The sequence below is a fragment of the Pseudomonas cistanchae genome (assembly GCF_054483635.1).
The window spans coordinates 1,065,888-1,086,319 of the sequence record NZ_JBTLWN010000001.1; the positions used below are offsets into that span (position 1 = coordinate 1,065,888).

Genomic DNA, 20,432 nt, shown 5'->3' on the forward strand with positions numbered 1-20,432 from the left:
TGCCTCCGCCTCACAGCAGGTTGAAGGGCAGGGTGGAGACGATGCGCAGCTCGTTGACGCTGCCGTCCGCCTGGTTCTGGCTTGCCTTGTGCGACATGTACGTCACCTTGAAGGTGCTGTCCTTGATCGCGCCGCTCTGTACCTTGTACATCGCCATCAGGCCGTACTCGCGGTGCTTCTCGCCATCCTGGCTGAGCACGTCAGCGTAGTTGGCAAACGCGCCGTTGCGCCCGCCGTCGTAATGGGTGCCGTCGATGTCCCAGCCTTTGGCGTACCAGGCCATGGTGCTCAGGCCGGGCATGCCGAAGTAGCTCCAGTCGGTTTCATAGCGGATCTGCGCGGATTTCTCGTTGGGGCCGTTGTAATCGGAGAGCAACGAGTTGGCCAAGTAGATGGCTGCGGTTTCGTGCACGTAGTCGAAGTATTCGTCGCCATCGACCTGCTGCCAGGCCAGGGTCAGGCCGTGGGCCTGATGACCGAGGGTGAACGCCAGGCTCCAGGTGTTGTTGTCGATGTAGCCGGCTTCGCGCGAGCCGCTGTCGCGGGTGTGGTAACCGTTGAAGGCGGTGCGCAGCGACAGCCGTTCGCGGTCGCCCAGGTCGTGGGTTACGCCGAGGTAGTACTGGTCCCAGATATCCTCGAAGCGGCCGCCGTACGCCGACAGCTCCAGGTTGGCCATGGGTTTGTAGTTGCCGCCCAGGTAGGAGTAGCGGTCACCTTCCGCCTGACGGGTGCCGTATTCGGTGGTCAGCGGCTCGTCGCCGGCGCCGGTACGCGGGCTGGCACGGCGGAAGCTGCCGGCCTGCAGGCTGAGGTCCTGCCATTCCTCGCTGGTCAGGCCAACGCCGTTGAAGCTGGAGGGCAGGGCGCGGTTGTCGATGTAGTTGAACACCGGCGTGTCGACCAGAAAGCGTCCGGCCTTGAGTTCGGTATTGGCGATGCGTGCGCGCAGATTGGCGATGCCGAGCTTGGACCATTCGTCATGGGCGTGGCCGTTGCTGTCCGCCAGGGTGCGGTTGCCGCCGCCAGCGATGCGGCCCTTGCCGCGCTCCAGGTTGATCGCGTTGAACGCCGCCACGTCGAGGCCGAAACCGACAGTGCCCTGGGTGTAGCCGGAACTGTACGTGAGCTGCGTGCCCTGTACCCAGGTGTAGCGCGAATGGGTGAATTCGCCGCCGCCGTCCTTGGGAATGTTCAGGCCAAAGCGATCCTTGAACTGTTCCCGCGCGGCAAAGTTGCGGGTGCTCAGGGTCAGGCTCTGGCCCTCGATGAAACCTGTCGCGCCGGCCTGGCCGCTGACGGGCTCGTCGACGCTGGGGATGTTCTGCACTTCGGCGGCAACGCTGGGGTTGTCGACGTCGCTGACGCTGTCCTGTTCTGCCGCTCGCAGCTGACTACTGATGGCAAGCAGGGCGAGGCTGAGGGAAACACTGGCGCGAAGGGTAAAGGTCATCTGGGTGGCTCCTGTAACGGCTTTTTTATCAGGCAAGGAGCGCTCCTGCGGACTACCAGTCGCCCGGCGAATACCGGGCGACGCTCGTGAGAGCATTCTTGCGAACTGTTTGGGCAGCTACGAAACACTCAGCCGGTATAGCCGGGCGAGGAATACAGTCGTTTTTTCAGAGGGAGCGGCGGGCCGTCAGACCCGCCGCCGGCTTGCTATCAGCGTTTATTACTCACGCCGTAGAAGCTGTTGCGCCCGAATGGGCTGATCTCGAAGCCCTGCACACTGCTGCGCATTGGCTGGTAGACGGTGGAATGCGCGATCGGGGAGATCGGCATTTGTTGCTGGATGATCTGCTGCGCCTGCTGATACAGCTCGGTGCGGGCGCCGCGATCGGTGATGGCCTTAGCCTGCTTGACGATCTTGTCGTAGCCGGCATCGCACCACTTGGAGAAGTTGTTGCCATTGACCGAATCGCAGCCGTAGAGCACGCCCAGCCAGTTGTCCGGGTCACCGTTGTCGCCGGTCCAGCCGATCAGCATGGCGTCGTGCTCGCCGGCATGGGCGCGTTTGATGTACTCGCCCCATTCGTAGCTGACGATCTGCGCCTGAATGCCGATCTTGGCCCAGTCGGCCTGGAGCATCTCGGCCATCAGTTTGGCATTGGGGTTGTAGGGGCGCTGCACAGGCATGGCCCAAAGAGTGATCTTGGTGCCTTCGGCGACGCCAGCCTGCTTGAGCAGTTGCTTGGCTTTCTCCACGTTTTGCGGAATGCCCTTGATGCTTTCATCGTAGGACCACTGGGTCGGCGGCATGGCGTTCACCGCCAGTTGCCCGGCGCCCTGGTAGACCGCGGCAATGACCGCCTGCTTGTCGATGGCCATGTCCAGCGCCTGGCGCACTTCGAGCTTGTCGAAGGGCGGGCGGGTGACGTTGTAGGCGATGTAGCCGAGGTTGAAGCCGGGCTGGCTCGGCACGCTCAGGTTGGGGGCCTTCTGCAGTGCTTCGAGGTCCGCCGGACGCGGGTTGAGGGTGATATGGCACTCGCCAGCCTTGAGCTTCTGCGCGCGCACCGAGGCATCGGTGTTGATGGCGAAGATCAGGTTGTCGATCTTCACATCCTCGGGTTTCCAGTAGTCCTGGTTGCCCTTGAAGCGAATCTGCGCATCTTTCTGGTAGCGGCTGAACACGAACGGGCCGGTGCCGATCGGCTTCTGGTTGATCTCGGCGGCCTTGCCGGCCTTGAGTAGGTGGTCTGCATATTCGGCGGAGTGAATGGCGGCGAAGTTCATCGCCAGGTTCTGGATGAACGCGGCGTCGACGCTGTTCAGCGTGAAGCGTACGGTCAGGTCGTCGACTTTCTCGACCTTGGCGATGTTCTTGTCCAGGCCCATGTCGGTGAAGTAGGGGAATTCGGTGGGGTAGGCCTTGCGGAATGGGTGGTCCTTGTCGAGCATGCGCTGGAACGTGAAGACCACGTCGTCGGCATTGAACGCACGACTCGGGGTGAAGTAATCGGTGCTGTGGAATTTCACGTCGGGGCGCAGCTTGAAGGTGTAGCTGAGGCCGTCTTCGCTGACCTCCCACTCGGTGGCCAGTGCCGGCTCTGCCAGGGTGCTGCCACGCTCAAACTGAGCCAGGCGGTTGAACACGGTCTCGGACGCTGCGTCGAAATCGGTGCCGGTGGTGTACTGGCCGGGGTCGAAACCGCCGGGGCTGCCTTCGGAGCAGTACACCAGGTTGCTGGCGGAAGCGAACGAGGAGCCGAGGGTCAGGCCAGCGGCGAGCAGGGCGTGGAGGAGCGTGTTCTTGCGCATGAGTACCTCATTTATTGTTTTTTTGGGCGTCATCGGGCCGGCCTCGTGGGCCGTGGTCGGCACCGCCGCGTTCCGGTGTGTCGGTTCGACAGGCCGGCCCAGAGCTGCGGTGGAGCGCTCCATACGGAGACCGCTCGGCAACCAGTTGAAAACCGTCGGCAGTACCGCGAATCGATCGATCAAGCGTCCAGGACAGGCGAAATCCGCTTGCCGTCTGGGTTTATCGAAGGTTTCATCCAACGTCCAGCTGAGGCCGAAATTAAGTCATGCTGAAATTGTGGTCAACAAAAATTAAGCGGTACTAACATTTCCTGTCATGTTTGGCTGCTAGGCGGTGCAGCCTTCACTCAGGAAGCGGGGTGGTCGTCGAATAGGCTGAGGGTGGTGACGGTCAGCACTTCGGCGATATCCGTCCCTGCATTGGCCAGGCGATGGGTCTTGCCGGCATCGAAGTGCACCGAGTCGCCTGCGCCGAGCGGATACTCGCGGCCGTCGATGGTGTAGACGATCCGCCCCGAGAGCACATAGGCGAATTCGGCGCCTTCGTGGGCGATCAGTTCGGACTGGTAACCCACCGGCATGTTCATCTTCACCGCGTTGAGCAGGTTGCCGGGGAAGCTGCTGGACAGCCGCTCGTAGGCCAGCGGCTGGCCTTCGATGGTGTAGCGCACGCGTTCGCCCTGGTGGGAGTCCGGCTGCGGCTGTGGCGGCTGATCGAACAGGGCGTTGAGCGGAATGCCGAGCGACTTGGCGATGCTGGCCAGAGACGAGATCGAAACGCCGGTCAGGTTGCGTTCGGCCTGGGACAGAAAGCTCGCGGTCAGTCCCGCTTCGCCGGCCACCTGGTTCAGGGTCTTGTTGGCGGCCCGACGGTAGCGGCGCAAACGTTCGCCAATGCGATCTTCGGTCATGGACGTCGCTCGTGATGAAAGATCGCCAGTATACCGACGCCCCCTCGACTGAGAAGACCGGCCCTTCTGAATTTAAGTGACACTGAAAAAATCGGTTGACCAGAATTTAAGCTGTACTTAAATTTCGTGCTTTCAAAAAGCCAGCAAGGGGATCGACATGACGCTTGGTGTGGGAGGCAGTACGCCGCAGGAGGCGCTCGCCGGGTTGCAGAAGATGGTCGGCGACGCGCGCCCCATCGAATTGGCCGAGTACCTGACCCGCATCGAACGGGCCCAGGCGCGCATGCGCGAGCTGGGCATCGCCGCGATCTTCATCAATGCGGGGAGCAACCTGCGCTACTTCACCGGTGTGCAATGGCATCCCAGCGAGCGGCTGGTGGGCGCCGTGCTGCCCGCCGACGGGCCGCTGGAATACCTGGCGCCGGCCTTCGAAGAAGGCACGGTGCGCGATTTTCAGGTGGTCGATGGCGCGATCAATCAGTGGCAGGAGCACGAAAGCCCTTACCAATTGCTGCTCAATACCCTGCAACGCATGGGCATCCATGCGCACGAGACGGCGCCGCCCAGAGTCGGCCTGTGCGCGACGCTGGCGTTCTTCATGTACGACGGCATTCGACGCCTCGCCAGGGGCTACGAATTCGTCGACGGCGGCCAGGTCACCGGCTACTGCCGACAGCGCAAGTCGGCGGCAGAGCTTGCCCTGATGCAGCGTGCCAAGAACATGACCCTGGCGGTGCAAAAGGCCGTCGCCAGCATGCTCCACGAAGGGATCAGCAGCACCGCGGTCGCCGAGTTCGTGCATCAGGCTCATCGTGCGGTGGGGGCGGCCGGCTCGACGTTCTGCATCGTGCTGTTCGGTCCGGCCAGCGCCTTTCCCCACGGCGTGAAGCACCCTCAGGTGCTCAAGCCGGGCGACATGGTGCTGATCGATACCGGCTGCCAGGTGCATGGCTACCTGTCGGATATCACCCGCAGTTATGTGTTCGGCGAGCCCAGCGCGCGCCAGCGCGAGCTGTGGAACATGGAGAAAGAGGCGCAGCTCGCGGCTTTCGCGGCGGCACGCCTGGGCGAATCCTGTGAAGCGGTGGACAACGCGGCCCGCGAGTCGCTGGAGCGCAATGGCCTGGGCCCTGGCTATCGCTTGCCCGGCCTGCCGCACCGCACGGGCCACGGCATCGGCCTGGACATCCATGAAGGCCCGTACCTGGTGCGTGGCGATCGTACGCCGCTGGCCGAAGGCATGTGCTTCAGCAACGAGCCAATGATCTGCGTGCCGGGCGAATTTGGTATCCGCCTGGAGGACCATTTCTACATGGGCGCCGACGGCCCCTGCTGGTTCACCGAGCCGAGCCATTCGGTGGACGATCCGTTCGGTCTGGCCCGCTAACCCGGGCGTTGTGCAAAAAAAAACGGCGGCCATTGCGGCCGCCGTTTTTTTGTTTCGACGAATAGCGGTTATTCGACGCTCACGCCATAGAACGAGTTGAGACCGAAGGGGCTGATCTTGAAGTCCTTCACCGCCTTGCTCATCGGCTGATAGACCGTGGAGTGGGCAACCGGAGTGATCGGCACCTGCGCCTTGAGGATCTTCTGCGCCTGCTGGTACAGCGCGGTGCGTTGATCCTTGTCGTTGATGGCCTTGGCCTGCTTGATCAGCTTGTCGAACTCGGCGTCGCACCAGCGGCCGTAGTTGTTGCCGCCAATCGCATCGCAGCCGTAAAGCACGCCCAGCCAGTTGTCCGGATCACCGTTGTCGCCGGTCCAACCGATCAGCAGGATGTCGTGCTCGCCGGCTTTGGCGCGCTTGTTGTACTCGCCCCACTCGTAGCTGACGATCTTCGCCTTGATGCCGATCTTGGCCCAGTCGCTTTGCAGCATCTCGGCCATCAGCTTGGCGTTGGGGTTGTAGGGACGCTGCACCGGCATGGCCCACAGCGTCACTTCGGTGCCTTCGGCAACGCCGGCAGCCTTGAGCAGCTCCTTGGCTTTTTCTGGGTTGTAGGGCGCATCCGTGATGCTCTCGTCGTAGGACCACTGGGTCGGCGGCATGCCGTTGACCGCGAGTTGGCCGGCGCCCTGGTAAACCGCCTTGATGATCGCCTGCTTGTTCACCGCCATGTCCATGGCCTGGCGCACTTCGAGCTTGTCGAAGGGTTTGTGCTCGGTGTTGTAGGCGATGTAGCCGACGTTGAAACCGGCCTGGTCAGGCATCTCCAGCTTCGCTTCCTGCTTGAGCGATTCCAGGTCGGCCGGGCGTGGGTAGACCGATACCTGGCATTCGCCGGCCTTCAACTTCTGCATGCGAACCGAGGGGTCGGTGTTGATGGCGAAAATCAGGTTGTCGATCTTCACCTCTTCCGGCGCCCAATACTCCTGGTTACCCTTGTAGCGAATCTGCGAGTCCTTCTGGTAGCGGCTGAACACGAACGGGCCGGTGCCGATCGGCTTCTGGTTGATCTGCGCGGCGTTGCCGGCCTTGAGCAACTGATCGGCGTATTCGGCGGACTGGATCGAAGCGAAGCTCATCGCCAGGTTCTGGATAAACGCGGCGTCGACCTGATTGAGGGTGAACTTGACGGTCAGGTCGTCCAGCTTCTCGATCTTGGCGATATTGGCGTCCATGCCCATGTCGGTGAAATAGGGGAATTCGGTCGAGTACGCCTTACGAAACGGGTGGTCCTTGTTGAGCATGCGCTGGAAGGTGAACAGCACATCGTCGGCGTTGAATTCGCGACTGGGGGTGAAGTAGTCGGTGCTGTGAAACTTGACCCCTGGGCGCAGGTGAAAGGTGTAGCTCAGGCCGTCTTCGGCGATGTCCCACTTTTCGGCCAGGCCGGGGATCACCGCAGTGCCGCCGCGCTCGAACTGGCTAAGGCGATTGAATACGGTTTCGGCGGCGGCATCGAAGTCGGTGCCGGTGGTGTAAAGGCCCGGGTCGAAACCCGCGGGGCTGCCTTCGGAACAGAACACTAGGTTGCTGGCGGCTTGCCCAAACGGGGCGCTGGCGATCAGCCCAGCAGCGAGCAGAGCCTGGATGACGGCGTTCTTACGCATGGTGACCTCATATTATTGTGGTTGTGATCTGAGAACCTATTTACGATCTGCTGCGCGTCGGCCATCCGGCGTTAAAAACAGCCTCGGATGCTCATTTACAACCCGTAAACTCCGCTCCTCGGCAGTTTTTGCCTTGTCTGGCTCTAGCTCGCGAAATCGTAAACAGGTTCTGACGGGGCTCTTGTGGAGACCCTGGATGAAGCTATGCACGGCATATGCCGCAGGCAAGTCGCATGTCGCGATGAGAACGGTATCTGCGGGTAGCCTGTAAAAAGCTGTCGCATTTATGTAATTGGTGGGCCGGAAGATGGCGAAACGCCGCTACCTTGCGGTCGCGGCGTGCCTGTTTTCAATGCAGCATTGCGCCGCTGCTCACGGCATCTGCACCTCGATCACGCCGTCGGCATTGACGGTGACCTGGCTGGTGCCGGCTTCGATTTCCGGTGTGGCGTCGGCTTCCATCATGGCAGCGCCTTTCATGCTGGCCATGCGCATCGGCATCGGCGGTTGAAAGCCACCGCTGTTGAGGTTCAGGCTGACCAGCTTGTAACCGCTGCCGCCCAGCGCTTCGGTGGCGAGCTGGGCACGCGCCTTGAACGCCGCCACGGCTTCCTTGAGCAGCGCATCTTCATGGGTTTTGCGGGTGGGCGAGGCAATGCTGAATTCCATCCCGCCCATCTTCATGTCCTTGAGCATGTCGCCGGTCAGCTTCGACAGCGCGGCGAAATCGGCGCTTTCTAGGCGTACCTCGGCACGCTCCCGCCAGGCAGTGATCTGCTGGCCCTTTTCGTCATAGACGGGGTAGCTGTTGCGGCTACCGAGTGCCACCGAAACCCCTTTGACGTCGCGAGCCTGGGCCAGTGCGGCGTTGAGAGTGCGGGTGATCTGCGCGGCGAGGGCAGCGGGGTCACTGTTCTGCGCTTCGCTGAACAGGGTGACGTGCATCAGGTCGTGGGATATTTCCTGGCTGACTTCGGCGCGCAGGGCGATCTGGTTGTAGCGGGCTTCATCCGCCTGGGCGGTGAGGCTGAGCAGGCCCAGGCTGCTGAGCGTGAGGATGCTGGCGATACGGGACAGAGGTGACATGACGATTCCTTGTTGGCTGATGACGCACTGCGGTGCGGCATGTTCGATAGGGTAGACGTAGCTATCGGACCATACGGGTTAACCGCCGTTTAAAAAAATCTGCATGAGCTGTCATGCGCGTGAGCCATTCGCGATTTCCACCGCCGGACGGCGACGGATCAACCGGCTTGGACGTGCGGCGTGTTGCCGCAGTGGGGAGCGCGGAGCCTTGGTTATACTCGCTGGGCTCGGCCAACGAGCCTTATTTGGAGAGCCCATGCTCGCACCCGTGCAGTTGTTGTCGGCAAGCCGACAAAACCTCTGGCGCCTGACCCTCATTCGTATCCTGGTGCTCGCCGCCCAGGCCGGTTCCGTCGGCCTGGCCTACAAGTCGGGCGCGCTGCCGCTACCCTGGCTCGAGCTGAGCGTCACCCTGACCATTTCGCTGGTGCTGTGTCTGGTCACCGCCATCCGCCTTCGCGGACCCTGGCCGGTGACGGAGCAGGAGTACGCGGCGCAGCTGGGTTGCGACCTGATCATCCACAGCCTGCTGCTGTATTACGCGGGCGGCTCGACCAACCCCTTCGTGTCCTATTACCTGGTGCCGCTGACCATCGCGGCGGCCACGTTGCCCTGGCTCTATACCATCAGCCTGTCCGGCATGGCGCTGGCCGGCTACACGGTGCTGCTGGTGTGGTCGCACCCGCTGGAGCTGCCAGCGGGCCCACGCGAGAGCCTGCTGATCTATGGGATGTGGCTGAGCTTCGCCCTGGCAGCCGCGTTGATCACCTTCTTCGTCGCGAAAATGGCCGAAGAGCTGCGCCATCAAGAGGAGCTGCGTGCCGAGCGGCGCGAGGAGGGCCTGCGCGACCAGCAGCTGCTGGCGGTGGCGACCCAGGCCGCCGGCGCCGCCCATGAACTCGGCACGCCGCTGGCGACCATGAGCGTGCTGATCAAGGAGCTGCGCCGTGAGCATCAGGAGCCAACCCTGCAGGAAGACCTGGCGGTACTGCAGGAGCAGGTCAAGCTGTGCAAGGAAACCCTGCAGCAGCTGGTGCGTGCGGCCGAGGCGGACCGGCGCCAGGCAGTGATTGAACAGTCCTGCGTCGAATGGCTGGAGACCACCCTCAACCGCTGGCACCTGATGCGCCCGGAAGCGAGTTATCGCTATCAGTGCCTGGGTGTCGGCACGCCGCCACGGATGATGCCGCCGGCGGACCTGACCCAGGCGCTGCTCAACCTGCTCAACAACGCAGCGGATGCCTGCCCGGAGAAACTCGATATTCGCCTGGATTGGGACCATCAGTGGTTGCGCCTGGCCATTCGCGATTTCGGTGCCGGGGTTCCGCTGGCCATCGCCGAGCAACTGGGGCGACCGTTTTTCACCACCAAGGGCAAGGGCTTTGGCCTGGGTCTGTTTCTCAGCCAGGCCAGCGTCACCCGTGCCGGCGGCACGGTAAAACTGTATAACCACGAAGAGGGCGGCACGCTCACCGAACTCAAGTTGCCGCGCGCTTACGGGCGCACATAGGAAGGCTGATATGACTGACGAATCCGAATCGCTGTTCGACGGTGAAGAGCAACCGCATCTGCTGCTGGTCGATGACGATCCCACCTTTACCCGGGTGATGGCCCGCGCCATGAGCCGGCGCGGCCTGCGCGTGTCCACCGCCGGCTCCGCCGAAGAGGGCCTGGCCCTGGCCGAGCAGGACTTGCCCGATTACGCGGTGCTGGACCTGAAGATGGAGGGCGACTCCGGCCTGGTGCTGCTGCCCAAGTTGCTGGAGCTGGATGCGGAAATGCGCGTGGTGATTCTGACCGGCTATTCGAGCATTGCCACGGCCGTGGAGGCGATCAAGCGTGGTGCCTGCAACTACCTGTGCAAGCCCGCCGACGCCGACGATGTGCTGGCCGCGCTACTGACCCAGCACGCCGATCTCGACACCCTGGTACCGGAAAACCCGATGTCGGTGGACCGCCTGCAGTGGGAGCATATCCAGCGCGTGCTGGCCGAACACGAAGGCAATATCTCGGCCACTGCCCGCGCGCTCGGCATGCACCGGCGCACCCTGCAACGCAAGCTGCAGAAACGCCCGGTACGGCGCTGAGCCAACGCTTATGTAGGCAGGGCATAGCGAAGTTTCGCCCCCGCTGGTGCCTGGACAGTGGACAAGCCTTCGGCATGTCCGCCCTACAAAGCGCCGCTTCGCCACGCTGCAGGGTTGTCGTCAACGGAAAGCCGCGAAGGCGCTCCCAGCGATGCCTTGCTATCATTAGCCCCCTAAGCAACCTGCCCTCGGGGCTGCCATGTTCGCCGTCGCTCAGCAAACCCTCGCCATCACCGCGCCCGTGTTCGCCATGCTGTTTCTCGGTGTGCTGCTCAAGCGCCTGCGCTGGATCGACACCGCCTTTATCAACACGGCTTCTTCCCTGGTGTTTCGCGGCACCATGCCGACCCTGCTGTTTCTCGGTATCGTCAATGCCGACCTGAGCATGGCGCTGCGCCCGGCAATGATTTTCTACTTCATCGGCGCGACGCTGGTGTGTTTCGCCCTCGCCTGGGGCTGGGCAATCTGGCGGGTGCCGCGGGTGGATCGCGGCATATATACCCAGGGCGCGTTTCGCGGCAACAACGGCATCGTCGGCCTCGCGTTGGCCACCAGCCTGTATGGCGACTACGGACTGTCGGTGGGAGCCGTGCTCGGCGGGGTGGTGATCCTCTGCTACAACGTGCTGTCGTCCATCGTCCTGGCGATCTACAGCCCGCAGGCGAAATCGGGCGTCTGGGCGATCACCCAAAGCATCGTCACCAACCCGCTGATCATCGGAGTGCTGGCGGCGATTCCAATCGCTTATTGGCAGGTGCCCTTGCCGGCCTGGCTGATGACTTCCGGCGAGTATTTCGCCCAGATGACCCTGCCACTGGCGCTGATCTGCATCGGCGGCACCCTGAGCCTCGCGTCGTTGCGGGCGAGCAGCGGCATTGCGCTCAGCTCGAGCCTGATGAAGATGGTCTGGTTACCCATCCTCGCCACCCTGGGCGCCTGGGCCTTCGGCTTTCGCGAAGCGGACCTGGCGATCCTGTTTCTCTACTTCGCCAGCCCCACGGCAGCGGCCAGTTTTGTCATGGCCAGGGCGGTGAACGGCAACCATGAACTGGCCGCGGCAATTATCGTCATCACTACGCTGGCCGCAGTGGTGACCACCAACGTCGGTTTGCTGCTGATGCAGTGGGCAGGCTGGATCTGAAACAGCCCGCCAGGCGGGGTGAACTTCAGCGCTGCTGCTGGTGGTCGTCGATCACGTCCTGCGCCGCGCGGAACGCATCGATGCACGCCGGCACCCCTGCATAGACCGCGCAATGAAGCAGCGTCTCGCGGATTTCCTCGACGCTGCAGCCGTTGTTCAACGCGCCACGGACATGGCCCTTCAGCTCCTGTGGGCATTTCAGCGCCGTCAGCGCGGCGAGGGTGATCAGGCTGCGGGTTTTGCGGTCCAGCCCTTCGCGCGTCCAGACGCTGCCCCAGGCGTGTTCGTTGACGAATGCCTGTAAGGGCGCGCTGAACTCGCTGGCGTTGTTTAGGGCGCGATCGACATAGGCATCGCCCATGACTTCGCGGCGCACGCCGAGGCCGCTGTCGTGTTTGTCGCTCATCGCTTCAACTCGTCGCCAGTGAACCCATGCTTATGCCAGGCGCGCCCGGCAACCACGACCAGGGTCACCGCCGTCAACGGCAGCACGTAACCGAGCATGGCGGCAGCAAACACTTCAGCCACCGGCTTGCCGGTGGAGAACAGCACCAGGTAGACGGTGTAGGCCACGTAGTAGACGACAAACAGCAAGCCCTCCCAGCGGTTGATGCGAAAGCCCGAGAAGAAGATCGGCAGGCAGGCGACGGCGACCGCGATCATCACCGGGAAGTCGAAGGCCAGGGCGTTGGCGGCAATCTGGATCGGCAGTGGCGAAACCAGCGACGCCAGACCCAGTACGCAAAGCAGGTTGAAGATATTGCTGCCGACAATGTTGCCGACGGCGATGTCGCGCTCGCCGCGAATGGCCGCCATGACCGAGGTGGCCAATTCCGGCAGCGAAGTGCCGATGGCAACCACGGTCAAGCCGATCACCAGCTCCGACAGTCCCAGCGCTCGCGCCAGGTTGACCGCGCCTTCGACCAGAAAATTGGAGCCTGCTACCAGCAGCACCAGGCCACCGAGCACCAATGCCGCGTTGATCACCCAGCCGTAAGGCTTGGGCGTTTCGTCGAGGCCCAGCTCCTTGGTGAATTCGTCATCCTCTGCCGCCGCTTTGTCCTTGCGGCTGCTGACGATCAGGAAGGCGGTATAGGTCAGGATGCCACCGAACAGCACGGCGCCGTCGAGTTTGCTCAGGCTACCGTCCCAGGCAAGCCCCATGGTCAGCAGGCTGGCGCCGATCATGATCGGTACGTCCAGGCGGATCAGCTGCCGCGAGACGATCAGTGGGGCGATCAGGGCGGTCAGGCCGAGAATGAACAGCACGTTGGCGATGTTGCTGCCGACCACGTTGCCGATGGCCAGATCGCCCTTGCCATCCAGCGCGGCCTGCACGCTGACCGCGGTTTCCGGCGCGCTGGTGCCGAACGCCACCACCGTCAGGCCGATGATCAGCGGTGGGATGCCGAACTGCGCGGCCAGCTTGGCGGCGCCGCGCACCAGCACTTCGGCGCCAGCGACCAGCAGGATCAGGCCGGCGATCAGGTAAACGAAAGTCATCAACGTCATTGCCAGGGGCTCCAGAAAAATGCGGCTAGTTTAAGCACCGGGCTGATCGGCGCCAGCGGCCAAGTGCTTCTGAATGTGAGTCATGCGAGGGGTAATGTGTTCAGTCCGCCAGTTGCTGCACCCGAACGGGCACGACGCCGGCACGGAGCATGTCGATTTGTGCGGCGGCCTTTTCCGACAGGTCGATAATTCGTCCTCTGGCGTAAGGTCCGCGGTCGTTGATGCGCACTATCACGCTCTTGTCGTTGCGCAGGTTGGTCACCAGCACGTGGCTGCCGAACGGCAGGCTGCGATGGGCGGCAGTCAGGCCATTGCGGTCGAAGCGCTCGCCGCTGGCGGTCTTGTTGCCATGGTGGCGGGCACCGTAATAGGACGCCTTGCCCTCGGCCTGGTAGCCCTGGGCGTTGACCCGCCAGTCATCGCTGCGCTGGCTGGCGCAGCCGCCGAGCAGACCGAACAGGGCGAGGCAGATCAGGCCATTGCGGATTGGCTTATACACCTTGTTAGATCCTCAGTTGATGCACGATTGTCCCGGATTGCATCCGTATATGTGCTACGGGTTGCGCTGTGTAGGGTGGACATGGCGAAGCCTTGTCCACCGTTGTCAGCTCAGATGGCGGACAAGCCTTCGCCATGTTCGCCCTACTCACTCGTAGGGGCGCCAAGCAGAAAAACGCCGGGCAAGCCCGGCGTCGATTGATTGTTACGGTGTCAGCCTTCGAGCTTGCGCTTGAGCAGCTCGTTGACCTGGCCAGGGTTGGCCTTGCCTTTGGAGGCCTTCATCGCCTGGCCGACAAAGAAGCCGAACATCTTGCCGCGCTTGGCTTCATCCGCGGCCCGGTACTGTTCAACCTGCTCGGCGTTGGCGGCCAGCACCTCGTCCAGCATGGCTTCGATGGCGCCAGAGTCGGTGACCTGCTTGAGGCCTTTCTTCTCGATCACTTCGTCAGCGCTGGCACCTTCACCAGCGGCCAGCGCCTCGAAGACCATCTTGGCGATCTTGCCGCTGATGGTGTTGTCCTTGATCCGCAGGATCATCCCGCCCAACTGCTCGGCGGATACCGGCGACTGGTCAATGTCCAGATTGTCCTTGTTGAGCAGGCTGGACAACTCGCCCATCACCCAGTTGGCGGCCAGCTTGGCGTCGCCACAGGCGGCATTGACTGCTTCGAAGTAGTTGGCCAGTTCACGGCTGGCGGCCAGCACATCAGCGTCGTAAGCAGACAGGCCGAACTGCTCCTGGAAGCGCGCGCGCTTTTCCACCGGCAATTCCGGCAGGCTGGCGCGCACCTCGTCGAGGAAACTCTGCTCGATCACCACCGGCAGCAGATCCGGGCAGGGGAAGTAACGGTAGTCGTTGGCTTCTTCCTTGCTGCGCATGGAGCGCGTCTGGTCCTTGTTCGGGTCGTACAGGCGGGTTTCCTGCACCACCTTGCCGCCGTCTTCGATCAGCTCGATCTGCCGTTGCACTTCGTGGTTGATGGCTTTTTCGATAAAGCGGAACGAGTTGACGTTCTTGATCTCGGCGCGGGTGCCGAATTCGGCCTGGCCTTTTGGCCGTACCGAGACGTTGCAGTCGCAGCGCAGCGAGCCTTCGGCCATGTTGCCGTCGCAGATGCCGAGGTAGCGCACCAGGGCGTGGATGGCTTTGACATAGGCCACGGCTTCCTTGGCCGAGCGGATATCTGGCTCGGAAACGATTTCCAGCAGCGGGGTGCCGGCGCGGTTCAGATCGATGCCGCTCATGCCGTGGAAGTCTTCGTGCAGGCTCTTGCCGGCGTCTTCTTCCAGGTGTGCGCGGGTGATGCCGATGCGTTTCTGCGTGCCGTCTTCCAGGGTGATGTCGAGGAAGCCCTTGCCGACGATGGGGTGGTCCATCTGGCTGGTCTGGTAGCCCTTGGGCAGGTCCGGATAGAAGTAGTTCTTGCGCGCGAAGACGTTCTTCGGCGCGATCTCGGCATCGATCGCCAGGCCGAACTTGCAGGCCATGCGCACGGCTTCAGCGTTGAGCACCGGCAGGGTGCCGGGCATGCCGAGGTCAACCAAGCTGGCCTGGGTGTTGGGCTCGGCGCCAAAGGTGGTGGCGCTGGCGGAAAAGATCTTCGATTGGGTGCTGAGCTGGGCGTGGATTTCCAGCCCGATTACGGTTTCCCATTGCATGTTCAGTCGTCCTCAGAATCCAGCCGGAGCTTGTGTGTGCCAGTCAGTAACCTGTTGGTACTGGTGGGCGACGTTGAGCAGGCGGCCTTCCTGGAAGTAAGGGGCGAGCAGTTGCACACCGACTGGCAAACCATCGACGAAGCCGGCAGGCATCGACAGGCCGGGAATACCGGCGAGGTTGGCGGTGATGGTGTAGATGTCTTCCAGGTAGGCGGCGACCGGGTCGTTGTTCTTCTCGCCAAGTTTCCAGGCCAGGTTCGGCGTGGTTGGGCCAAGGATCACGTCGACGTCATTGAAGGCTGCGACAAAATCATTCTTGATCAGTCGGCGGATCTTCTGCGCCTTGAGGTAGTAGGCGTCGTAGTAACCGGCGGACAGCGCGTAGGTGCCAACCATAATGCGCCGTTTAACCTCGGCGCCGAAGCCTTCGCCACGCGAACGCTTGTACAGATCCTGCAGGTCCTTCGGGTTCTCGCAGCGGTAGCCGAAGCGTACTCCATCGAAACGCGACAGGTTGGAGCTGGCTTCAGCCGGGGCGATCACGTAGTAGGCGGGAATCGCGTGCTGCATGTTAGGCAGGCTGATTTCCTTAACGCTGGCGCCGAGCTTTTTCAGCTCTTCGACAACAGTCATCACCTTCTCACCGATACGTGCATCGAGGCCCGCGCCGAAGTATTCCTTCGGCAGGCCAATACGCAGGCCGCTCAACGGATGGCTGAGGGCGGCTAGGTAGTCGTCGACCGGCTGATCGACGCTGGTGGAGTCCTTGGCGTCGAAGCCGGCCATGGCTTGCAGCATCAGGGCACAGTCTTCTGCGCTGCGGGCCAAAGGACCGCCCTGGTCGAGGCTGGAGGCGTAGGCGATCATGCCCCAGCGGGAAACCCGTCCATAGGTCGGCTTGATCCCGGTGAGGTTGGTCAGCGCCGCTGGCTGGCGAATCGAGCCGCCGGTGTCGGTGCCGGTCGCGGCAGGCAGCAGGCGCGCGGCGACTGCTGCTGCCGAACCGCCGGAGGAGCCGCCGGGTACGCGGGTCAGGTCCCAGGGGTTTTTCACCGGGCCGTAGTGGCTGGATTCGTTGGCCGAACCCATGGCGAATTCGTCCATATTCAGCTTGCCCAGGGTCACCGCACCAGCGCTGGCGAGGTTGCTAACCACAGTAGCGTTGTAGGGTGCCTTGAAGCCGGTAAGGATCTTCGAGCCACAGCTGGTCAGGACGTCCTGGGTACAGAACAGGTCCTTGTGACCGATGGGCGCACCGAGCAGGGCACCATTCTCGCCATTCGCGCGGCGTGCGTCGGCCGCTTTGGCCTGTTCCAGTGCGAGGTCGTCGGTGACGGTAATAAAGCTGTTGAGCTGCGGGTCGAGGCGGTTGATCCGGGTCAGCAGCTCGCGGGTGAGTTCTTCCGCGGAAAACTGTTTGGCGCTCAGGGCGCGGGCGATTTCAGCCAGGGTCAGTTGATGCATTACTCAATCACCTTGGGAACCAGAAACAGGCCGCTGTCCACGGCCGGGGCGATAGCCTGGTAGGCGTCGCGGCAGTTGTGTTCGGTGACGACATCGGCGCGCAGGCGCTGAGTCGCTTCGAGGGGGTGAGCCAGAGGTTCGATGCCGGTAGTGTCGACCGCCTGCATCTGATCGATCAGGCCAAGGATGCTGTTCAGGGTTTCGGTGGTCAGTGGTACATCGCCGTCGTTCAGACCCAGTCGGGCCAGATGGGCGATTTTTTCCACGTCGGAGCGTTCAAGCGCCATTGGGGTTCTCCAATAGAGGGCAGCCAGTGGAAAGAGTAAGCGGTCAGCGTGCAGCAGGTGGGCAGGGAACAGATACCTTGAGCTGGCAGTCAAAGGCCGCGATGATGGGCGCTACAGCCCAGAAAAAGCCGCAATCTAACATATTGGCGCCTTGCTCAAAATCCCTGCCGTTGTTAGAGTTTGCCGCACTTTTTTACCCACGCGTTGCCTAGGGTCCCCTATCCCATGTTCAAAAAACTGCGTGGCATGTTTTCCAGCGATCTCTCGATTGACCTGGGCACTGCCAATACCCTGATTTATGTACGCGACCGCGGCATCGTGCTCAACGAGCCCTCCGTAGTAGCCATCCGCACCCACGGCAACCAGAAAAGTGTTGTGGCAGTCGGCACCGAAGCCAAGCGCATGCTCGGCCGCACCCCGGGCAACATCGCTGCTATCCGCCCAATGAAGGACGGCGTTATCGCCGATTTCAGCGTCTGCGAAAAAATGCTCCAGTACTTCATCAACAAAGTTCACGAAAACAGCTTTTTGCAGCCGTCGCCGCGCGTGTTGATCTGCGTTCCCTGCAAATCCACCCAGGTTGAACGTCGCGCCATCCGCGAATCGGCCCTCGGCGCCGGTGCCCGCGAAGTATTCCTGATCGAAGAACCCATGGCCGCTGCCATCGGTGCTGGCCTGCCGGTTGAAGAAGCCCGCGGCTCGATGGTCGTCGACATCGGTGGTGGTACCACCGAGATCGCGCTGATCTCGCTGAACGGCGTGGTCTATGCCGAATCCGTGCGCGTCGGTGGCGACCGTTTCGACGAAGCCATCATCACCTACGTTCGCCGTAACTACGGCTCGCTGATTGGCGAGTCCACCGCTGAGCGGATCAAGCAGGAAATCGGTACCGCTTATGCCGGTGGCGAAGTCCGCGAAGTCGACGTCCGCGGTCGCAACCTGGCCGAAGGCGTGCCGCGCAGTTTCACCCTCAACTCCAACGAAGTGCTCGAGGCGCTGCAGGAATCCCTGGCGACCATCGTCCAGGCGGTCAAAAGCGCGCTTGAGCAGTCGCCACCCGAGCTGGCCTCGGATATCGCTGAGCGCGGCCTGGTGCTGACCGGCGGCGGCGCACTGCTGCGCGACCTGGACAAGCTGCTGTCCCAGGAAACCGGTCTACCGGTGATCGTCGCCGAAGACCCGCTGACCTGTGTGGCCCGTGGCGGCGGCAAGGCGCTGGAAATGATGGACCGTCACACCATGGACCTGCTGTCCTCGGAGTAACGCCTCCGTTCCGCGTCTCGAGCTGCAAGTCGGGTTTCACTCGCTTGCAGCTTTTTGTTTATTGCCTGCCGCCATGAGGAGCTGCCCATCAAGCCGCTATTTGCCAAAGGTCCTTCGCTTGGCGTGCGCCTGCTGGTGCTTGCCGTGCTGTCGGCTGTGCTGATGGTGGTGGATGCGCGTTTCACCGTGTTGCAGTCAGTGCGCAGTCAGCTGGGCGTGATCGTCGAACCGGTGTACTGGCTCGGCCGGTTGCCCGTCACCCTGTGGGAAAGTGCGACTCAGGAGCTCAGCTCACGTAGCGAGCTGACCGCCGAAAACGAAAAGCTCAAGGCCGAGCAATTGATGATGCAGCGCCGCTTGCAGAAGCTGGCGGCGCTGACCGAGCAAAACGTGCGCCTGCGCGAGCTGCTCAATTCCGCCGCGCTGGTCGACGACGATGTGCTGGCCACCGAGCTGATCGGCATTGATCCCAACCCCTTCACCCATCGCATCCTGATCGACAAGGGCGCCAAAGACGGCGTACTGCTCGGCCAGCCGGTGCTCGATGCGCGGGGCCTGATGGGTCAGGTAGTCGAGGTGATGCCCTACACCTCGCGGGTGCTGCTGCTCACCGATACCGCCCACAGCATCCCGATTCAGGTCAACCGCAACGGTCTGCGCGCCATCGCCAGTGGTACCGGCAACCCCGAGCGGCTGGAGCTGCGCCATGTGGCCGACACCGCGGACATCAAGGAAGGCGACCTGCTGGTCAGCTCAGGGTTGGGCCAGCGCTTCCCGGCCGGTTATCCGGTGGCCACGGTGACCGAGGTGATTCACGACTCCGGCCAGCCGTTCGCCATCGTGCGCGCGATGCCGACCGCCAACCTCAATCGCACGCGCTACATGCTGCTGGTCTTTACCGACCCGCGCACACCGGAGCAGCGCGCCACCGAATCGGCCCAAGCCCAGGAAGCGGCGGACCGCGAAGAGGCCCTGCAAGGCCCGCTCGAGGCTCAGCAGCCACAGCCACAGCCGCAAGCATCAGCGGAACAGGAGGGCGGGCAATGATTGCGTTGCGCGCGCGCAATGTCTGGGTGATCTGGGCAAGCCTGGCCGTGGCCCTGCTGCTCAGCGTGTTGAGCATGCCCAAGTTCATGGAGATAGGCCGGCCCCTGTGGCTGGCGCTGTTTCTGACCTATTGGGTGCTGGCCCTGCCGCACCGGGTCGGCATGGCCACCGCCTGGTTCATCGGATTGCTGGCCGATGTGCTGAACGGCACGCTGCTGGGGCAGAACGCGTTGATCCTGACCCTGATCACCTTTCTGGTGATGACTTTGCATCAGCGCCTGCGCATGTTCCCCATGTGGCAGCAGAGCATGGTGCTGCTGGTCGTCTTTGGCCTGGCGCAGCTCGTGCAGCTGTGGCTGAACGCCCTGACCGGCAGTCGTCCGCCAACCCTCGCGTTCATTCTGCCGGCGCTGGTCAGCGCGCTGCTGTGGCCCTGGATCTGCGTGATCTTGCGCGGCATTCATCAGCGCCTCAGCGTCAACTAGCCAAACCGGCGTTCGCCGCATCTGACAGGAGGTCCGCATGGCCACGTTGTACCTCGCATCCGGTTCGCCGCGGCGGCGCGAGCTCTTGACGCAGATCGGTGTGCCCTTCGTCACGCAAATTGCGCCCATTGATGAAAACTTATTGCCAGACGAGGCACCAAACGCCTATGTAGAGCGCCTGGCCCTTGCGAAAGCGCAGGCCGGGCTGGAATTGTTGAGCGCCGCCGCCGATGCTGTGGTGCTGGGCGCGGACACCTGCGTGGTGCTGGATAGTCGCATCCTTGGCAAACCTGCAGACCGCGCCGAGGCCATCGCGACGCTGAGCGCGTTGTCCGGCCGCGAACACCAAGTATTGACCGCGGTAGCCCTGGTTTCGACGAGCAGACAGGTCGCCCGAGTGGTCAGCAGTACGGTGCGTTTTCGCGCCCTGACGCGCGATGAGATCGAGGCCTACTGGGCCACCGGCGAGCCGCAGGACAAGGCAGGCAGTTATGGTATCCAGGGGCTGGCGGCGGTGTTCGTCAGTCAGTTACAGGGCAGTTATTCGGCGGTCGTGGGGTTACCGCTGTGCGAAACCGCAGAGCTGCTCGCAGAATTCGCTATTTCGTGCTGGCAGCCACTGCCGGTTCACAGTTAGAGGTTGTTGGCCTCGGGTGAGTGAGGGCTGTCGCTGA

Annotated in this window: 20 protein-coding genes; 9 read left to right on the forward strand and 11 right to left on the reverse strand. The window is 62.7% G+C overall.

All coding sequences use genetic code 11. The features are described from left to right. Positions 1 to 10 precede the first annotated feature (10 nt). Positions 11 to 1,453: an OprD family outer membrane porin gene (locus ACX0MV_RS04845; RefSeq protein ID WP_458981348.1), complete on the reverse strand. Its 1,443-nt coding sequence runs from the start codon at positions 1,451 to 1,453 to the stop codon at positions 11 to 13. A 209-nt stretch (positions 1,454 to 1,662) separates the two neighbouring features. Then, the gene (locus ACX0MV_RS04850; protein ID WP_458981349.1) at positions 1,663 to 3,261 is read right to left on the reverse strand and encodes an ABC transporter substrate-binding protein; all 1,599 of its coding nucleotides are present in this window, start codon (positions 3,259 to 3,261) and stop codon (positions 1,663 to 1,665) included. Here ACX0MV_RS04850 and ACX0MV_RS04855 point away from each other — a divergent pair. Then, entirely contained in the window at positions 3,254 to 3,556 is a 303-nt protein-coding gene (locus ACX0MV_RS04855) for a hypothetical protein (protein WP_458981350.1), read from the forward strand. The genes ACX0MV_RS04850 and ACX0MV_RS04855 overlap by 8 nt on opposite strands. 52 nt (positions 3,557 to 3,608) lie before the next feature. Here ACX0MV_RS04855 and ACX0MV_RS04860 read toward each other — a convergent pair whose 3' ends face one another. Further along, entirely contained in the window at positions 3,609 to 4,172 is a 564-nt protein-coding gene (locus tag ACX0MV_RS04860; RefSeq protein WP_458981351.1) for a helix-turn-helix domain-containing protein, read from the reverse strand. 157 nt (positions 4,173 to 4,329) lie between these two features. Here ACX0MV_RS04860 and ACX0MV_RS04865 point away from each other — a divergent pair, with 157 nt between their 5' ends. After that, complete coding sequence (locus tag ACX0MV_RS04865; protein ID WP_458981352.1) at positions 4,330 to 5,559, forward strand: M24 family metallopeptidase; 1,230 nt, start codon at positions 4,330 to 4,332, stop codon at positions 5,557 to 5,559. Between the two features lie 68 nt (positions 5,560 to 5,627). Here ACX0MV_RS04865 and ACX0MV_RS04870 read toward each other — a convergent pair whose 3' ends face one another. Together ACX0MV_RS04870 and ACX0MV_RS04875 are read right to left on the reverse strand one after the other, a co-directional pair. Then, a complete protein-coding gene (locus ACX0MV_RS04870) occupies positions 5,628 to 7,226 on the reverse strand; it encodes an ABC transporter substrate-binding protein (protein ID WP_458981353.1) in 1,599 nt (532 codons plus the stop codon). A gap of 372 nt (positions 7,227 to 7,598) precedes the next feature. Then, positions 7,599 to 8,312: an SIMPL domain-containing protein gene (locus ACX0MV_RS04875; RefSeq protein WP_458981354.1), complete on the reverse strand. Its 714-nt coding sequence runs from the start codon at positions 8,310 to 8,312 to the stop codon at positions 7,599 to 7,601. 256 nt (positions 8,313 to 8,568) lie between these two features. Here ACX0MV_RS04875 and ACX0MV_RS04880 point away from each other — a divergent pair, with 256 nt between their 5' ends. The 3 genes from ACX0MV_RS04880 to ACX0MV_RS04890 all read left to right on the forward strand — a co-directional run bounded on the left by ACX0MV_RS04880 (position 8,569) and on the right by ACX0MV_RS04890 (position 11,540). After that, the gene (locus ACX0MV_RS04880) at positions 8,569 to 9,822 is read left to right on the forward strand and encodes an ATP-binding protein (RefSeq protein WP_458981355.1); all 1,254 of its coding nucleotides are present in this window, start codon (positions 8,569 to 8,571) and stop codon (positions 9,820 to 9,822) included. A 10-nt stretch (positions 9,823 to 9,832) separates the two neighbouring features. Then, positions 9,833 to 10,399 (forward strand): response regulator transcription factor, encoded by a 567-nt coding sequence (locus ACX0MV_RS04885; RefSeq protein WP_458981356.1) that lies wholly within the window; start codon positions 9,833 to 9,835, stop codon positions 10,397 to 10,399. 199 nt (positions 10,400 to 10,598) lie between these two features. After that, entirely contained in the window at positions 10,599 to 11,540 is a 942-nt protein-coding gene (locus tag ACX0MV_RS04890) for an AEC family transporter (protein ID WP_458981357.1), read from the forward strand. A gap of 25 nt (positions 11,541 to 11,565) precedes the next feature. On the opposite strand, the gene ACX0MV_RS04895 is transcribed toward ACX0MV_RS04890, so the two are convergent. The 6 genes from ACX0MV_RS04895 to gatC all read right to left on the reverse strand — a co-directional run bounded on the left by ACX0MV_RS04895 (position 11,566) and on the right by gatC (position 16,963). Next, positions 11,566 to 11,946 carry a carboxymuconolactone decarboxylase family protein gene (locus tag ACX0MV_RS04895; RefSeq protein ID WP_458981358.1) on the reverse strand — a complete coding sequence of 127 codons (381 nt, stop codon included), beginning with the start codon at positions 11,944 to 11,946 and terminating at the stop codon, positions 11,566 to 11,568. Beyond that, positions 11,943 to 13,052 (reverse strand): calcium/sodium antiporter, encoded by a 1,110-nt coding sequence (locus tag ACX0MV_RS04900; RefSeq protein ID WP_458981359.1) that lies wholly within the window; start codon positions 13,050 to 13,052, stop codon positions 11,943 to 11,945. Before ACX0MV_RS04900 ends, ACX0MV_RS04895 begins: the two co-directional genes overlap by 4 nt. Positions 13,053 to 13,152: 100 nt before the next feature. After that, a complete protein-coding gene (locus tag ACX0MV_RS04905; protein ID WP_458981761.1) occupies positions 13,153 to 13,539 on the reverse strand; it encodes a septal ring lytic transglycosylase RlpA family protein in 387 nt (128 codons plus the stop codon). A gap of 224 nt (positions 13,540 to 13,763) precedes the next feature. Next, on the reverse strand, positions 13,764 to 15,212 hold the full coding sequence (gatB, locus tag ACX0MV_RS04910) for an Asp-tRNA(Asn)/Glu-tRNA(Gln) amidotransferase subunit GatB (protein WP_458981360.1): 1,449 nt from the start codon (positions 15,210 to 15,212) through the stop codon (positions 13,764 to 13,766). Positions 15,213 to 15,224: 12 nt separating this feature from the next. Continuing rightward, positions 15,225 to 16,676: an Asp-tRNA(Asn)/Glu-tRNA(Gln) amidotransferase subunit GatA gene (gene gatA, locus ACX0MV_RS04915; RefSeq protein WP_458981361.1), complete on the reverse strand. Its 1,452-nt coding sequence runs from the start codon at positions 16,674 to 16,676 to the stop codon at positions 15,225 to 15,227. After that, positions 16,676 to 16,963, reverse strand: a complete 288-nt coding sequence (gatC, locus tag ACX0MV_RS04920) for an Asp-tRNA(Asn)/Glu-tRNA(Gln) amidotransferase subunit GatC (RefSeq protein ID WP_458981362.1) — start codon at positions 16,961 to 16,963, stop codon at positions 16,676 to 16,678. The genes gatA and gatC overlap by 1 nt, the downstream gene beginning before the upstream one ends. A 225-nt stretch (positions 16,964 to 17,188) precedes the next feature. On the opposite strand from gatC, the gene mreB reads away from it, so the two are divergent. From mreB to ACX0MV_RS04940, 4 genes are all read left to right on the forward strand, one after another. Further along, the gene (gene mreB, locus ACX0MV_RS04925) at positions 17,189 to 18,226 is read left to right on the forward strand and encodes a rod shape-determining protein MreB (protein ID WP_458981363.1); all 1,038 of its coding nucleotides are present in this window, start codon (positions 17,189 to 17,191) and stop codon (positions 18,224 to 18,226) included. A 123-nt stretch (positions 18,227 to 18,349) separates the two neighbouring features. Further along, positions 18,350 to 19,273 carry a rod shape-determining protein MreC gene (gene mreC, locus ACX0MV_RS04930; protein ID WP_458981762.1) on the forward strand — a complete coding sequence of 308 codons (924 nt, stop codon included), beginning with the start codon at positions 18,350 to 18,352 and terminating at the stop codon, positions 19,271 to 19,273. After that, positions 19,270 to 19,758 (forward strand): rod shape-determining protein MreD, encoded by a 489-nt coding sequence (gene mreD, locus ACX0MV_RS04935; RefSeq protein WP_458981364.1) that lies wholly within the window; start codon positions 19,270 to 19,272, stop codon positions 19,756 to 19,758. The genes mreC and mreD overlap by 4 nt, the downstream gene beginning before the upstream one ends. A gap of 37 nt (positions 19,759 to 19,795) precedes the next feature. Next, complete coding sequence (locus tag ACX0MV_RS04940) at positions 19,796 to 20,395, forward strand: Maf family protein (protein WP_458981365.1); 600 nt, start codon at positions 19,796 to 19,798, stop codon at positions 20,393 to 20,395. Positions 20,396 to 20,432: the final 37 nt, after the last annotated feature.

Bases quoted from the DNA above. Each gene is read 5' to 3' on its own strand.
- ACX0MV_RS04900 (WP_458981359.1), bottom strand. From the start codon at position 13,052: ATGACGTTGATGACTTTCGTTTACCTGATCGCCGGCCTGATCCTGCTG.
- gatC (WP_458981362.1), bottom strand. From the start codon at position 16,963: ATGGCGCTTGAACGCTCCGACGTGGAAAAAATCGCCCATCTGGCCCGA.
- ACX0MV_RS04865 (WP_458981352.1), top strand. From the start codon at position 4,330: ATGACGCTTGGTGTGGGAGGCAGTACGCCGCAGGAGGCGCTCGCCGGG.
- ACX0MV_RS04875 (WP_458981354.1), bottom strand. From the start codon at position 8,312: ATGTCACCTCTGTCCCGTATCGCCAGCATCCTCACGCTCAGCAGCCTG.
- ACX0MV_RS04895 (WP_458981358.1), bottom strand. From the start codon at position 11,946: ATGAGCGACAAACACGACAGCGGCCTCGGCGTGCGCCGCGAAGTCATG.
- ACX0MV_RS04860 (WP_458981351.1), bottom strand. From the start codon at position 4,172: ATGACCGAAGATCGCATTGGCGAACGTTTGCGCCGCTACCGTCGGGCC.
- ACX0MV_RS04850 (WP_458981349.1), bottom strand. From the start codon at position 3,261: ATGCGCAAGAACACGCTCCTCCACGCCCTGCTCGCCGCTGGCCTGACC.
- ACX0MV_RS04885 (WP_458981356.1), top strand. From the start codon at position 9,833: ATGACTGACGAATCCGAATCGCTGTTCGACGGTGAAGAGCAACCGCAT.
- gatB (WP_458981360.1), bottom strand. From the start codon at position 15,212: ATGCAATGGGAAACCGTAATCGGGCTGGAAATCCACGCCCAGCTCAGC.
- mreD (WP_458981364.1), top strand. From the start codon at position 19,270: ATGATTGCGTTGCGCGCGCGCAATGTCTGGGTGATCTGGGCAAGCCTG.
- ACX0MV_RS04870 (WP_458981353.1), bottom strand. From the start codon at position 7,226: ATGCGTAAGAACGCCGTCATCCAGGCTCTGCTCGCTGCTGGGCTGATC.
- ACX0MV_RS04845 (WP_458981348.1), bottom strand. From the start codon at position 1,453: ATGACCTTTACCCTTCGCGCCAGTGTTTCCCTCAGCCTCGCCCTGCTT.
- ACX0MV_RS04940 (WP_458981365.1), top strand. From the start codon at position 19,796: ATGGCCACGTTGTACCTCGCATCCGGTTCGCCGCGGCGGCGCGAGCTC.
- ACX0MV_RS04890 (WP_458981357.1), top strand. From the start codon at position 10,599: ATGTTCGCCGTCGCTCAGCAAACCCTCGCCATCACCGCGCCCGTGTTC.
- gatA (WP_458981361.1), bottom strand. From the start codon at position 16,676: ATGCATCAACTGACCCTGGCTGAAATCGCCCGCGCCCTGAGCGCCAAA.
- mreB (WP_458981363.1), top strand. From the start codon at position 17,189: ATGTTCAAAAAACTGCGTGGCATGTTTTCCAGCGATCTCTCGATTGAC.
- ACX0MV_RS04880 (WP_458981355.1), top strand. From the start codon at position 8,569: ATGCTCGCACCCGTGCAGTTGTTGTCGGCAAGCCGACAAAACCTCTGG.